Raw genomic sequence first — 14,564 nt, 5'->3', positions numbered from 1 at the left:
CGCGGCGGCGGCCTCAAAACCCGCAAGGCCATATTGAACACGCCCGGATAGCCGATGCGCCGTCGCCATGAGCGATTCCTGAATGTTTCCCCCCGCCGACCGCTGTTAAATGACAGCGACGACGGTCATTTCACACCCAAGACAACCGTCGTCTCTAGCCAGCTCTGCCGGGTTGGTGACAGCGACTAGGAGAAGTTTGATGAACCCTGAAGACAGTGTCAGCGACGACCGCCTGGCAGAGATGGTCTGGGAAGCGGTAAGCGCGGGCGCCACCCTGAAAGACGTGCACGGCATTCCGCCGGACATGATGGAAGGCCTGTACGCCCACGCTTACGATTTTTACAACAAGGGAAGGCTCGACGAGGCGGAAACCTTCTTCCGCTTTCTGTGCATCTACGACTTCTACAACCCCGACTACATCATGGGGCTGGCCGCCGTGTGCCAGCTCAAGAAACAGTTCCAGAAGGCCGCCGATCTGTACGCGGTGGCCTTCGCCCTGAGCAAGAACGACTACCGGCCGGTGTTCTTCACCGGGCAGTGCCAGCTGTTCATGCGCAAGGCGGCCAAGGCCAGGCAGTGTTTCGAGCTGGTGTGCGAACAAAGCGACGACGAGTCGCTGCGCGCCAAGGCCCAAGTGTATCTGGACAGTTTGCAGGAGACGGAGGCCGAGCAATCCCGTCAGCAGGAAAAGGAGCAAGCATGAGCGGTAACACTATCGGTCAAAGCTTCAATCTTGACAGTGCCAAGCTGGCGAAAGCGCTATCGGGTAACACCCAGGCGAGCGAGAAATTCGTCGACGCCGCGCAGAAGTCGGCGCAAGCGCTGTTCACGATGCGCGTCAGCGACGACGCCGGCGCCGCCAAGCCGCGCAGTGACTTGAACACGCCGCCGCTGACCCAGCCCACGGCCAAGGCCAAGGAAGAGCTGGACGGCGCGGGCAAGCTGACGCTGCTGCTGGGGCAGTTGATGTCCTTGCTGGGCAATGTCTCGCTGTCGCAGCTGGAAAGCCGCATCGCCACCTGGCGCGCGATGATGGAAGCGCAAGTGGCGATGGGCGAGAAACTGTCCAAAGAGTTCCAGGACGCGTTCAAGGCGGCGAGCGAAGCCACCGAGGCGTTGAAAGACGCGGTGGGCAACTACGACAGCGCCAAACAGGCCGCGGACGCCGCCCAGAAGAAAGCCGATGCGGCCCTGGCCAAGCTGAACGGCATGTCGCCGGACGATCCGGGTTACGCCGACGCCCAGGCCGCCAGCCAGCAAGCCTCCGGCGAAGCCGCGCAAGCCAAGCAGAAAGCCGACAAGGCGTTCGAGGTGGCGGAAAAGGCCCGCGTGGTGGCGGTGGAAAAGGGCAAGATCGCCGATGATCTGGCCGGCAAGGTGCAAGGCGCCAATGTGGGCGGCGATGTCGCGCGCAAAACCGGCGAGGACAACCTGTCCAATGTGGCCAAGCTGACCATGTTGATGGCGATGTTCGTCGAGCTGGTGGGCAAGAACAGCGAAGAAAGTCTGAAAAACGATCTGGCATTGTTCCAGGCCTTGCAGGAAGGCCGCCAGAAGGAAATGGACAAAAAATCCGCCGAGTACCAGGAAGAAGTGCGCAAGGCGGAAGAACTCAATCGCACCATGGGGTGCATTGGCAAGATTCTAGGCGCGTTGCTGACCGTGGTCAGCGTCGTGGCCGCAGCATTCACCGGCGGCGCCAGCCTGGCGCTGGCCGCGGTGGGCGTCGCGCTGATGGTGGCGGACGAGGTGGTCAAGGCCACCACCGGGGTGTCTTTCATGGAAGAGGCGTTGAAGCCCTTGATGGACAAGGTGCTCAAACCCTTGATGGACCTGATAGGCAAAGCCATTACCAAGGCGCTGGAAAGCATGGGGGTGGACAAGAAGACCGCTGAGCTGGCCGGCTCCATCATCGGCGCGGTGCTGGCCGCGGTGGCCATGGTCGCGGTGATGGTGGTGGTGGCCGTGGTGGGCAAGGGCGCCGCCAGCAAGCTGGGCGGCGCGCTCAGCAAGCTGATGGGCGACGCCATCAAGAAGATGGTGCCCAATGTGCTGAAGGAACTGGCCAAGAACGGCAGCAAGATGTTGACCCAGGGCTTCCAGCGCCTGGCCAACAGCCTGGGTCTGCGCACCGACGCCGCCTCCAAACAGCTGATGGCCAACACCCTCAACCGCGTGGTGGTGGGCGGGGAAGTGGCGCAAGCCACCACCCAGGCCGGCGGCAATGTGGCGCAGGGCGTGTTCATGAAGAACGCCAGCGACGCGCTGGCCGACTTCACCCTGGCGCGCGCCGCGATGGATCAGATCGAGCAATGGCTGAAGCAGGCGGTGGAAGCCTTCGCCAACACTCAGAAAATTACTCAGGAACTGACCACGATGATGTCTTCCGCGCTGCAGCAGAACGCTGAAGCCGGCCGCTTCGTACTGCGTCAGAGCCACGCTTGAGTCAGGAGAAAATAGCATGCTGAACACTATCAACACCACGTCCGTCCATACTCTTTTCCCCGCTACGGCGGAATCCGGCGCGGCCGATAAATCGCTGGCGGCCAAGTCGCTGGTGGACATCAAGGACATCCTGCCCATCCTGAACAGCGCCGGCCGCGACGGCAAGGCGCTGGCCGAGGTGATGAGCGGGCCGGAACTGCGTCCGCCGTCCGCCGAAGTGAGCAAGCAGGTGACCGACGGCCTGAAGGCCTATCTGAGCGAAAAAGCCAAGGACCCGGAGTTTGTTCAGGATCTGGGGGCCTTGTACCAGAAGGTCGAATCCGGCGTGAACAAGCTGATGAACGACAAGGTCAAGGAACAGGCAGAACAGGGTAAATCCTTCGACATCAGCGGCATGGCGCCCAGCGGGGTGGCGCTGCTGGTGGCCGCCATCGTCTTGATGTCGGCGCTGCGCACCGCCGACAACGCTTTAAGCACCAAGTTGTCGCTGGTCAGCTTCGACGCCACCAAGGCCACCGCCGCCTCCATGGTGCGCGAAGGCATCGCCAACCTGTCCAGCAGTATTGCTCAGGGCGTGGGCCAGATGGCCATTACCGGCGTCGGAGCCAAGAAGAGCTTGAACGGCCTCAACGCCGAACGCGGTGCATTGAAGAACAACGCGCCCAAGCTGGCCAAGGCCGGTGACGAGAGTCGCAATATCCAAACCACGCTGAACCGTCAGAACACGGTCAAGCTGGGCACGGAGCCCGACAGCCTGAAGCATGTGGGCCTGAAGTCGCAGCCGGGCGCGGCCAAGTTGGGCGCAGGCGAGCCGGGCACGCAGTCCAACGCCGCAGGCAGCGTGGCGGACGGCATGGCCGGTGACAAGATCGGTTTGAAGTCCAGCAACCAGAACCTGGGCAAGCCGCATGAAACCGCCTTGGGCAGTGCCAGCGAGGACTTGTCGGTGAAGAGCTCGATCGAGCAGCAAACGATGGACGACACCAAGCTCAAGGCTCAGGCCAAGCAAACCACCGGTCGGGCCATCATGGATAGCTCGTCCGCGGCCAGCAATATCGCCGGCGGCTCTGGCCGCTACGCCTCCACGCTGGAGCAGTCCGAGCAGCAGATCAGCCAGGCTTCCAGCCGCGTGGCCAATACCGCCTCCGAGGAAACCCGCGAGAGCAGCCGCAAGTCCGACAGCTTCATCCAGGAGCTGCTGCGCACCTTGGACAGCATCAGCCAATCCAAGAGCGCGGCCATGGGGGCTGTGGCCGGCAACATCCGCGCCTGATCCGCTAGCCCGGAACCGGGCGGCGCCGTCCCTGGCGCCGCCCGCCGGCCCAGCCATCCCGGTCGGGCCGGCCTTCCACACCATTCATTCCGCCAGCGCCTTGGCGCCTGCCTCGGCGCTGGCCATGCAGGGGAATTCCCATGAACGGCATTCAAACCACATCCTCCTTGCCGCTGACGCTGCCGCAAACGACGGAAACCCCGGCCGCCGCGCCGCGAGCCGATACCGGCGGCGTCGCTGTTGAAACCCGCGCCGCCGCGCCGCAAGGGCCGGAGCTGTCCGCGCTCAATACCGCTCAGAACAAGGCCGACGCGTTACGCCAGGCCAACGAGGCCGCCCGCCGCACCGTCGAAGGGCAGACCACCTATGAAAGCAAGCTGGTGGACCAGCGCTGGCAGGCGGCGATTGCCGGCGGCGAGCAGCCGGCGGCCGAGCGGCTTAATTTCCAGCGCGGCGCGTTGACGCGGGCGCAGGACCAGGCCCGCGACATGCAGACGCTGAATACTCAGCAACTCAAAAGCAGTCTGGGCGCTTTGGCGCAAAGCGGCTATGTGATGTCCGCCGAGCAAAAGTCGACGCTGCAGGCGGATATCGCCGACGTGTTCGCCGACGCTCCGCCCACAGCGCGGGAATTTGCCGCGCCGATGTTGTACACGGCGCCGGGCGCGGCCAAGGACATGATTTCCGACCGCGAACTGTGGGAAATGATCAGCAAGGCCATCGGCGACATCAAGGACGGCTATCTGGGCGTGTACGAAAACGTGGTGGCCCAGTACACCGAGTTCTACAAGGCGTTCAGCGACATCCTGTCGCAGATGGCGAACTGGATCAAACCCGGCGGCGACGGCAACAAGGTCAAGCTGGACGTCGATGCGCTCAAGGCTGCGCTGCAGAAGCTGAAATCGGATTTCTCCCTGCCCAAGAAAGCGGCGGTGCTTTTCCCCTCGCAGGATAAATCGGCGGATCCGATCAAGGGCGGCAGCGAAGAGGACGCCAGGAAGTGGGCCAAGGAGATGGGTTTGCCGGATTCCTGCGTCCAGAAGTCGGCGGACGGCAAATGGGTGGTGGTGATCGACATGACGCCGGTCGACACCATGATCCGCGACGTTGGCGCCTTGGGCAGTGGCTCGGCGGTAGAAATGGACAACGCCAAATTCCAGGCCTGGCAGTCCGGTTTCAAGGCGCAGGAAGAAAACCTGAAAAACACCCTGCAGACGCTGACCCAGAAATACAGCAACGCCAACTCGCTGTACGACAACCTGGTCAAGGTGCTCAGCAGTACCATCAGCAGCTGCACGGAAACCGCCAAGTCCTTCCTGCAAGGCTAAGCAGCGGTTTGACGCTTGAGGCCGGGCGCGCCGACGCCCCTGTCCTCAGCTTGTCGTTAACCGTCATCAACATTTTAGAACCTGTTCATGAACTGCTGCGCTGTGGCGATACGGCGTTAAAAACAAGCTCAAAATGCTCATGTACACGAGTACATTCCGCTTTTTCGCTCGTTTTCGCCTTGTCTCGCTCTTGCTCGCAAGATCGTGAACAGGCTCTTAGGAGAGCAACATGCCGGGACTTTCCGGATTATCACGCGCCCATTCCTGCCCGGACCTGTCCGCGCTGCTGAATGGACCGGCGCGGCCGGCCAGCGCCTTGGCGCGACGGCTGAGCGAGGCGCGCAGCAGCGACGCCGCGCCGCCGCGTCGCCACTCGCTGGCGGATCTGGCCAGCTACAAGGCGGACTACAGCCGCGACAGCGTGGCGGCCTTGTTCGCCGCCTCGTCGCAGTCTCAGCGTCTGGGCGAGCTGTATCAGGAGTCGCCCAACCGCTACGCCAAGCTGGAAATCGCCGAATTCGCCAAGGTCTACAGCCAGTTGAGCCGGCAGGAGGGCCTGAGCGAACAGGCGCGCCAAACGCTGGACGGGCTGGCGCAGCAGTACACCGACAAGATATTGAAGGACGGCCTGGGCGAAAAATCCGCTTTTGGCCCGTGGACGCCGAGAACCGACAAGCACTATCAGCAGCGCAGCAAGCTGGAGCACAAGCTGGCCGCCATGATGGAGCGGCAATGTCCGGGCGGCGTGTTGCAGCTGGGCAATGACTTCATGCGTCGCGAGGTGGTGCCTTTCATCCTGTCCCGCGTCGAGTCCCACTTGGGGCGTCAGCTGGACGAGAGCACCTGCCAGCGTCTGACCGAACTGGTGGACAGCGCGGCGATGAAGGCTTTTGAAGAACTGCGGCAGCGGCGCGGCGAGTTGATAGAGCAGCGCGGCGTCAGCGTGGGCACGCTGGCGCGCGACCTCGACACCGTCGCCATCCTGCCGCAATTGTTGCGCAGCCTGCTGGAGGGCTTGGGCCAGGGTCCGAAAGACCCGGAACGGCCGGAGCCGGTCCGCGCCGATCAGCCCGATCCCGGCCCGGGCCCTCAGCCGAACCCGGGCCCGGCGGAGCCGGGTGAAACGCCGCGGCCGCAAGAGGTGCATTACCACTTCAACTTTAACGACAACAGCCAGGACAATCGTCAGGACAACCGGCGTTGGGACAAGCGCGGCGACACCTATCTGGGCGATGTGAACAAGGGCAACCGCCATCATGGCGGAGCGCCCTCGCGCCTGGTGACGTCTTTGCGCATGCCGGCGCCGCAAGTCGCCCGCAGCCAGGAATTGCCCAAGCCGCAGCAGGCTACCTTGTCGGAAACGCGTCATCCCTTGCTGAACGCGGCCAGCCAGGTAACGGGCGCCTTGTCCGAGCTGATGAACACGGCGCTGGGCGAAGAAACGCTGACGGCGCCCACGGCCGGTTCGGCGCAGGCGGGCAAACTGGAAGCGACCGCGCGTCAGGCGCGGATCAGCCAGCCGGCCGCATCGCAATCCGCAATCCTGGGAGGCGCGCCGTCCGGCGTGGAGCAGGGCACGCAGACCGATGGCGGCCAGACTTTGCATCACGCGGCCAGCCAGGTGATGGAGGCGATGTCCGAGCTGATGGGCACGGCGCTGGGCGAGGAAACGCTGACGGCGCCCACGCCCGGCGCGGCGCAGGCGGGCAAGCTGGAGGCGACGGCGCGTCAGGCGCGGCTCAGCCAGCCGGCCACGCCGCAGTCCGCGACTCTCGGCGGCGTGCCGTCCGGCGTGGAACAGGGCACGCAGACCGATGCCGGCCAGGCTTTGCGCGACGCGGCCAGCCAGGTGTCGACGGCCATGTCCGAGCTGATGAACACGGCCTTGGGCGAGGAAACGCTGGCGACGCCCATTCCCGGCGCGGCGCAAGCGGGCAAGCTGGAGGCGACGGCGCGTCAGGCGCGGCTCGACGCGGCAGCCCAGCCGCAAACCGCCAGCCTAGGCGGGGAGTTCGCCGGGCTGTCCTTCCGTGGCGGCCCGCTGCGCAATCTGCCCAGCCAGGCCTATCTGCGCAGCCAGATTTTTCATTCGACCTTGGACGGCCATGCCGCCGGCCGGGAACTGATCAAGGCGCTGCGCGACGCGCTGGAGCCCGACGCGGCGCAGCCCTTCGCGCAACGGCGCGAGTTCGAAGCCTTGCGCAACCGGATGTTGCCCAGCGGCCGCATGCAGCAAGACGATTTGCTGCGGCAATTCGCCGACGGCGCGCCGGAAACGCTGGCCGCCGACGCGCGCCGGCTGGGCGGGGTGCTGGCCGAGCACCCCGGCCTGGAGCGGCAGCGTCAGGCGCTGGGCGGTTTTGCGCAAACCCTGATCCGGGAAACCAATTTGCTGCCGCCGGGCGGACGCGCCAATCCCTTGTTGGGCGAGTTTCTGAGCGGCTTGGGTCTTCAGCCGCGCAACACGCCGGCGGCGGATGCCGGCGCTCGCCTGCATCAGGCCGCGCGCGCGGTGGCGGACGGCTTGTCCACGGTGCTGGACACCGCCGCCGGCCGGCGCGTGGAAGGCGAGTTGCGGGCCGAACGCGTCGATATCCAGCAAGCGGCCAGCACGCCGTTGGACCAAGCGGTTCGCTTGTCGGCCGGAGACGCGCCGGCCGCCGATGCCGGCTCGAGTCTGCATCAGGCCGCGCGACAGGTGGCGGATGGCTTATCCCAAGTCTTGAACGCTGCCGCCGGCCAGAGCGCGGCCGGCGAACCGGAGGCCAATGGACAAGCGTCTCAGCTTGGCCGCGCGCCGACGGCGGAGGCCACGGCTCCGACGGCAGAACGAGACGGCGGCGGTTTTGGCGGGCTCAAGTTCCGCGACGGCAATCTGTACACGCTGCCGACCCAGGCCTATCTGCGTAGCCGCGCTTTCGCGCTGGACGCCGGCAGCGAGCTGATCCGCGCGGTGCGCGGCGCCTTGGAGCCCGACGCGACGCAGCCCTTCGCGCAACGGCGCGAGTTCGAAGCGCTGCGCAACCGCGTGTTGCCGGGCAATAGCACCCAGCAGAGCGGCGTACTGAAGGACTTCGCCGACGGCAAGGCGGGCACGCTGGGCGACGATGCCGCGCAGTTGCGGCAAGTGCTGGCCGAGCATCCGGGTTTGGAGCGACAGCGCCAGGCGCTGAGCAGCTTCGCGCGCACCTTGATCCGCGAGGCCAATCTATTGCCGCGCGGCAAGCCGGCCAACCCGCTGGTGACGGCGTTGCTCAGCGGGCTGAGCATAGACGCGGCCGCGGAGGCGCGGCGCGGCGAAGCCTTGAGCTCGTCTTCGGGCGTCACCCTGACCACCGACGGCCTGCATCTCGATCCCAACCGCATCCGGGAGCGCAACCGTGGCAATCAGTCTTGAGCAACAAGTGGTGGCGGTGATGGCCTGCTGTTTATCGGTGGAGGAGTCCAAGCTGCAGCCGCAGGCGCGGCTGGTGGACGAGTTGTACGCGGACTCGATGGAGCTGCTGGACATGGTGCTCTTGCTGAACGATGAGTTCGGCATCGAGATCGGCGTCGACGACATCGTCGACATCAAGACCGTGGCCCATGTCTGCCAGGTGGTGGAGCGGCAGCTGGCGGGGCGCCTCGCTCAGTCGCCGCTCGGCTCCGCTTGCGGCAGCGCCGCCTCCAGCGCCTGAAGCAGGTCTTGCAGCCGGGCGGCGTCCGGCTGCGGCTGGCGCAGCGCGGTCTGCATGTCCGCCGCCAGCGCCGGCAGGCGCGGCAGGCCGGCGCTGAGCGCCACGCCGTGCAGGCGGTGCGCGTAGTGTTCCGCCTGCGGCCAGTCCCGCGCCTGCAAGGCCTGGCGCAAGGCGGCGGCGTCGGCGTCGCAGCTGTGGCTTAGCAACTGCGTCAGCTCGCCGTCGGGCGGGATCGGCGCGGCCGGCGCCGGGCCGGGGCGGTGGTCCAGCCACAGCGTCATGATCTGTTCCAGCTGGGCCAGCCGCAAGGGCTTGGTCAGGCAGCTGTCTATGCCGCTGTCCAGGCAACGCTGCTGGTGTTCTATGCCGGTGGTGGCCGAGATGGCGATGATGGGCAGATAGGGCTGCCACTGCAAGGCCGGGTGGCGGCGCAGCCGCAGCGCCAGTTGATAGCCGCTGATGCCGGGCAGATTGCAGTCCAGCAGCGCCATGGCGAAGCGCTGGCCCTGATCCAGCAAGCCCAGCGCGGCGGCGCCGTTGTCCGCCGTCACCGCGCGGTAGCCCAGTTGCAGCAGCTGCTGGGCGATGATGAAGCGATTGGCCGGCTGGTCCTCCACCACCAGGATGGGATCGCAGGCTTCCTTGAGGGCGGCCGGCGGGCTGGCGACGTCCGGCTCGGCGGCCGCTGCCGGCTCGGCCGGCGCATGGCGCACCGGCAGCCACAAGGTCACCGTGGTGCCTTGTTCCGGCTGGCTGTCCAGCGCGATGCGGCCGGACATCAGCTCCACCAGTTGCCGGCAGATCAACAAGCCCAGCCCGGTGCCGCCGTAGCGTTGTTGGGTATGGTCCGCCTGCGCGTATTCGTGAAACAAGCGGGCCTGCTGTTCCGGCGCGATGCCGATGCCGGTGTCGCTGACCTGGACGCAGAGCAGCGCCCGCTCTTCCTCTATTTCCTGTAGTTCCAATCGCAGGCACACCTCGCCCTGGCGGGTGAACTTGACCGCGTTGCTGAGCAGATTGCTCAGGATCTGGCGCAGGCGCACCGGGTCCAGCACCAGCAGGCGGCCGCACAGGCCAAGCAGCTCCAGCCGCAGTTCCAGCCCTTTCTTTTCCGCGCAGGCGCGGTAGATCGCCGCCACGCCGCTGGACAGCGCCGCCGCGTCGGTGGCCAGCGGCTCCAGCCGCAGCCGCCTGGCGTTGAGCTTGGACACGTCCAGCACATTGTCCAGCAGCTCCAGCAAATTCACCGCCGAGGCGTTGGCCAGCGCCGCCAGCTCGCGTTCGCGCGGCGGCAGCTCGGCCTGGCGCAGCAGCTCCACCGAGGCCAGCACCGCGTTCATCGGCGTGCGGATTTCATGGCTCATCACCGCCAGAAAGGTGGATTTCTCCGCCTCGCTGCGCTGGGCGGCGCGGCGCGCGGCGTGGGCGCGCTGGGCGAACAGCAGCAGCAAGAGCAGGACCAGGCCGACGCCGGACAGCTCCAGCGCGTAATAACGGGCGATGGAGCGCCAGGACGGCGCGCCGTAGTCGGTGGTCTGCAACCAGTCTTCCAGCATGTGCTGGGTGTCGTCCGCGGTCAGCCGCGCCAGCGAGCCGTTGATGATGGACAGCAGTTGCGGCTGGTCCTTGTTCACCGCCATTGATACCAGTCTGGGCATTTCGCTGACGCTGCCGGCGATGCGCAGCGAGCCGTAATAGCGGCGGCGGATCACGGACTGCATCACCGCGTCCAGCCCCACCGCGGCGTAGGCCTTGCCGTCCGCCACCGCGTCCAGCGCCGCCAGCGGCGTGGGCGTGGCCACGATGTCCACCGCGGGAAAGTTTTCGCGCAGGAAGTATTCGTAAGGGTCGCCGCTTTCCACCGCGATGGTCTTGTTGGCCAGCTTGGAGGTGTTGAACACGATGGGCTTGTCCGGCTGCGTGACCAGCACGGTGCTGCCGGAAAAATAGGGGTCGCTGAAGCGGATGCGCCGGCCCACCTCCGGCGGAATCAGGCCGGAGGACAGCGCGGTGAGCAGATCGATGCGGCCGCTCAGCATCATGTCCACCGCCTGTTGGCGGTTGGCCACCGGCACCAGCTCGAAGCGCAGGCCGCTGATCTCGGAAATGCGGTTCAGATAAGCCTGGGTCAGGCCGCGGTGCTCGCCGTCCTCCATGTATTCGATAGGCCAGCCGTGGGGGTCTATCGCGTAGCGTACCACCGGGTGCTTGGCCAGCCAGGCGCGTTCCGCCGGCTTGAAGCCGGCGTGGCTCAGACCGGACAGGCAGAAGGCCGGCAGCAGACAGGAGAGCAGAAAGGAGCGCGCGCGCATGGCTTCAGTGGCTGGCCAGCCGGCTTTGCAGCTGGAACAGCTCGTTGTCGCTGCGCAGGCCCAGCTTTTTCAGCGCGGACTGCTTCTGATTGCTGATGGTCTTGATGCTGCGCGAGAACTTGACGGCGATATCGCTGACCGTCATGCCGTCCAGGCAGCAGCGCAGCACCTCGCGTTCGCGCGGGGACAGTTCCGGATGGTCCAGCAAGCTGCGCAACATGGCTTTTTGCGGCGCCGGCAGGTTGGCGCAGCTTTCGTTCAGCGCGGCGCTCATGTCCGGGCTCAGATAGCTGTGGCCGTCGGCCAGCAGGCGGATGGCGGCCACCAGTTCGTCCAGGCTCTGCTCCTTGCCGATGAAGCCGTGAGCGCCGCAGCGCAGCGCCAGCGCCACCGTGGCCGGGGTGTAATAGGCCGACATCACCAGGATGCGCACGCGGGCGAAACGCCGGCGCAGGCCGCGGATCAGGCTGAAGCCGTCGATGTCGCCGGGGCTGAGCGCGTAGTCGGTGACCACGACGTCGACGCCGTCGTGCTGCTTCAGATGCTGAATCAGCGGCGCGCTGCTGGTGAACTGTCCGGTTACGTTCAAGTCGGTTTCATCGGCCAGGAGGCCGGCCAGGCTGTTCAGCACCATCAGGTGATCGTCCAGCAAGGTGATCTGTATCGGCTGGCTCCGCAATGATTTGGCATCAGGCATATGAGTATCCCAACAGATGGCGGCGCGGCTGCGCCTTGCGCCATGGTTATGTCTCTGAACCTGTGTATTCTGTTGCGCGGGCGGCGGCTCCGGTTTCGCTTCGGCCTCAGGCTTGGTATAGGCCATTACGCAAAGGTTTGGCGGCAGGGAGCGCTTGCGCCGCCGGTCTGGCCGGCTGAGGGAACGGAGGGTGGAATGGCGGGACGGGCCAGGCGCTGCGGCGCGGCCGGCGTCGCCTGCGGCGGGGCCGGAGGCGAAAGCGTGCGCATTCGTGATCTCGTTCCCCGGATTGTTAAAGACAGCCAGCAGGCCATTATTCCGCGCCGGCTGCGCCTTGTGAAGCGATTTCGGCGACGGGCGGTGACGCTTAGCGCGCTGGCATGAGGCCGGCGGCGAGGCGCCGCCGCCGGCGCGATGGCGTGTATCGATTCTTAGAAGGCGTTTACGCTCTCGCGAGCGAGAGCGAGGCAAGGCGAAAACGAGCGAAAAAGCGGAATGTACTTGTGGTACATGGGCATTTTGAGCTCGTCCTCACCGTGCAACGCTTCACGACGCGCAGCGGATCGCAAACCGGTTCTTAGAAACCCGAGAGCACGATCTTGCCCTTGGCCCGGTTGCTCTCCAGCAAGGCATGGGCGCGTTTCAGATTGGCGGCGTCGACGCGGCCGAAGCGCTCGGCCACCGTGCTGCGGATCAGGCCGGCGTCCACCAGCTCGGCCAGCCGGTTCAGCAGGCGGTGCTGCTCAATCTGATCGTCGGTGCGGAACAACGAACGGGTGTACATGAACTCCCAGTGCAGCGACACGCTCTTGCGCTTCAGCTCGCGCACGTCCAGGGCCGCCGGATCGTCGATCAGCGCCAGCTTGCCCTGCGGCGCGATGGCGGCGGCGATCTCCTTGAAGTGGGCGTCGGTCTGGTTCAGGCTGGCCACGTAATCGACGCTGGGGTAGCCGATGCGCTTGAGCTCCTCGCTGAGCGGGAGGCGGTGGTCGATCACATGATGAGCGCCCAGCTCCTTGACCCAGGCCTGGGTTTCCGGCCGCGAGGCGGTGGCGATCACGGTCAGGCCGGTCAGCTGGCGCGCCAGCTGCACCAGGATGGAGCCGACGCCGCCGGCCGCGCCCACCACCAGCAGGCTCCGGCCGCTGGGCGCGCGGTTGTCCAGCACTTGCAGCCGGTCGAACAACAGTTCCCAGGCGGTGATGGCGGTCAGCGGCAGGGCGGCGGCCTGTTCGAAGTCCAGGCTGTGCGGCATGCGGCCGACGATGCGCTCGTCCACCGCGTGCAATTCGCTATTGGCGCCGGGGCGGTGCAGGGCGCCGGCGTACCACACCTTGTCGCCGGGTTGGAACAGGCTGACCTTGTCGCCCACTGCGCGCACCACGCCGGCGACGTCCCAGCCCAGCACCTTGGGCTGGCCGGCTTCCGGCGCCGCGCCGGCGCGCACCTTGGTGTCCACCGGGTTCACTGAAACGGCTTTGACCTCCACCAACAGGTCGTGCTCGCCGATGGCGGGCTCGGGCAGCTGCACGTCCTGCAGCGATTCCGGGTGCTCGATCGGCAGATTCTGGTAATAGGCGACGGCTTTCATCTTGGCATGCTCCATAGCGTGTGGGCCGATAAGAGTCTGTTCAAAGTCTCGCGAGCAAGAGCGAGACAAGGCGAAAACGAGCGAAAAAGCGGAATGTACACGTGGTACATGAGCATTTTGAGCTTGTTTTCAACGCCGTATCGCCGAAGCGCAGCAGACTTTGAACAGGTTCTAAGGCCCGGTCTTGATGGTGCTTATGCTATTCCTATTCGACCCAACGAAAAGCCGGCTAAAATTCGATTCAGTTTCAAAAAAATTTTGACGATCATGGTCCGTTTCGAAGATTTGCAGGTATTCGTCCGCGCCGCCGACAACGGCAGCCTGTCCGCCGCCGCGCGTCAGCTGGATCTGAGCCCGGCGGTGGCCAGCGCGGCGCTGAAGCGGCTGGAAAAAACCGTGGGCGCGCAATTGCTGGCGCGCTCCACCCGCAGCCTGCGGCTGACCCTGGCCGGAGAGCGCTACCTGGCCCATGCGCGCGCCGCGCTGGAGGCGGTGGAGGCCGGCGGCCAGGCGCTGGCCTTGCAGCGTCAGGCTTTGAGCGGGGAACTGTCGCTGTCCATGCCGTCGGACCTGGGGCGCAGCCGGCTGCGCGGCTGGCTGGACGCCTTTCTGGAGCGCCACGCCGGTCTGCGCCTGCAATTGCGGATCAGCGACCGGGTGGCGGATCTGTACCGGCAGCCGGTGGACGTGGCTCTGCGCTACGGCGTGCCGGAAGACTCCAGCCTGGTGGCCCTGCCGCTGGCGCCGGACAACCGGCGGGTGCTGTGCGCGTCGCCGGACTATCTGGCGCGCCACGGTCGGCCGCAATCGCCGCAGGAACTGCGCCGCCATCAATGCCTGCGGCTGGTGTTGGGCGCGGCCTTGCACGAGCGCTGGAGTTTCAGCCAGGGTCCGCTGCGGGAGCAGGTGACGGTGGACGGCCGCCGCCAGAGCGACGACGGCGAGGTGGTGCGGCGCTGGGCGCTGGAGGGTTTGGGCATCGCCTATAAGTCGCGTTTGGACGCGCTGGACGATCTGCGCGCCGGCCGTTTGCTGCCGCTGTTGGAAGATTGGCAGACCGAGGCCACACCGCTGTGTCTGGTGATCCCGCATCGTCTGATGCTGTCGCCGGCGGTGGCGGCGCTGCGCGAGCATTTGCAGGCTTGCCTGCAGGATTACCTGGCCGCGCCTTGAGCGTTGGTTTTCGGTGTTGGTGGGTATCGCTGCGCTCCACCCACCCTACAAGACCATCCACCGTAGGG

Annotated in this window: 10 protein-coding genes; 7 read left to right on the top strand and 3 right to left on the bottom strand. The window is 65.9% G+C overall.

Going from position 1 to position 14,564, the window contains the following annotated elements; all coding sequences use genetic code 11:
- Positions 1-199: 199 nt before the first annotated feature.
- The 6 genes from sicA (at position 200) to ACODRW_RS06265 (ending at position 8,723) form a co-directional block, all read left to right on the top strand.
- Entirely contained in the window at positions 200-703 is a 504-nt protein-coding gene (gene sicA / locus ACODRW_RS06290) for a type III secretion system translocator chaperone SicA (protein ID WP_019103389.1), read from the top strand.
- Positions 700-2,445: a type III secretion system needle tip complex protein gene (locus tag ACODRW_RS06285; RefSeq protein ID WP_235086044.1), complete on the top strand. Its 1,746-nt coding sequence runs from the start codon at positions 700-702 to the stop codon at positions 2,443-2,445. The genes sicA and ACODRW_RS06285 overlap by 4 nt, the downstream gene beginning before the upstream one ends.
- 16 nt (positions 2,446-2,461) lie before the next feature.
- The gene (locus ACODRW_RS06280) at positions 2,462-3,718 is read left to right on the top strand and encodes an IpaC/SipC family type III secretion system effector (RefSeq protein WP_235086046.1); all 1,257 of its coding nucleotides are present in this window, start codon (positions 2,462-2,464) and stop codon (positions 3,716-3,718) included.
- Between the two features lie 140 nt (positions 3,719-3,858).
- Positions 3,859-5,046 (top strand): type III secretion system needle tip protein SctA, encoded by a 1,188-nt coding sequence (gene sctA, locus ACODRW_RS06275; RefSeq protein ID WP_235086049.1) that lies wholly within the window; start codon positions 3,859-3,861, stop codon positions 5,044-5,046.
- A gap of 229 nt (positions 5,047-5,275) precedes the next feature.
- The gene (locus tag ACODRW_RS06270) at positions 5,276-8,443 is read left to right on the top strand and encodes a hypothetical protein (protein WP_488905377.1); all 3,168 of its coding nucleotides are present in this window, start codon (positions 5,276-5,278) and stop codon (positions 8,441-8,443) included.
- Complete coding sequence (locus tag ACODRW_RS06265; protein WP_227105378.1) at positions 8,427-8,723, top strand: acyl carrier protein; 297 nt, start codon at positions 8,427-8,429, stop codon at positions 8,721-8,723. The genes ACODRW_RS06270 and ACODRW_RS06265 overlap by 17 nt, the downstream gene beginning before the upstream one ends.
- Here the strand turns inward: ACODRW_RS06265 and ACODRW_RS06260 are convergent.
- The 3 genes from ACODRW_RS06260 to ACODRW_RS06250 form a co-directional block, all read right to left on the bottom strand.
- Positions 8,675-11,035 carry an ATP-binding protein gene (locus ACODRW_RS06260; protein WP_488905376.1) on the bottom strand — a complete coding sequence of 787 codons (2,361 nt, stop codon included), beginning with the start codon at positions 11,033-11,035 and terminating at the stop codon, positions 8,675-8,677. The two genes, ACODRW_RS06265 and ACODRW_RS06260, sit on opposite strands and share 49 nt — an antisense overlap.
- A 4-nt stretch (positions 11,036-11,039) precedes the next feature.
- A complete protein-coding gene (locus tag ACODRW_RS06255) occupies positions 11,040-11,732 on the bottom strand; it encodes a response regulator (protein ID WP_227105374.1) in 693 nt (230 codons plus the stop codon).
- A 577-nt stretch (positions 11,733-12,309) separates the two neighbouring features.
- Positions 12,310-13,323 (bottom strand): zinc-binding alcohol dehydrogenase family protein, encoded by a 1,014-nt coding sequence (locus ACODRW_RS06250; protein WP_253314158.1) that lies wholly within the window; start codon positions 13,321-13,323, stop codon positions 12,310-12,312.
- A 267-nt stretch (positions 13,324-13,590) separates the two neighbouring features.
- Here ACODRW_RS06250 and ACODRW_RS06245 point away from each other — a divergent pair, with 267 nt between their 5' ends.
- Entirely contained in the window at positions 13,591-14,496 is a 906-nt protein-coding gene (locus tag ACODRW_RS06245; protein WP_107801872.1) for a LysR family transcriptional regulator, read from the top strand.
- Positions 14,497-14,564: the final 68 nt, after the last annotated feature.

Source organism: Chromobacterium sp. FG89, from assembly GCF_057808735.1.
This window is presented reverse-complemented; position numbering and strand designations above follow the sequence as displayed.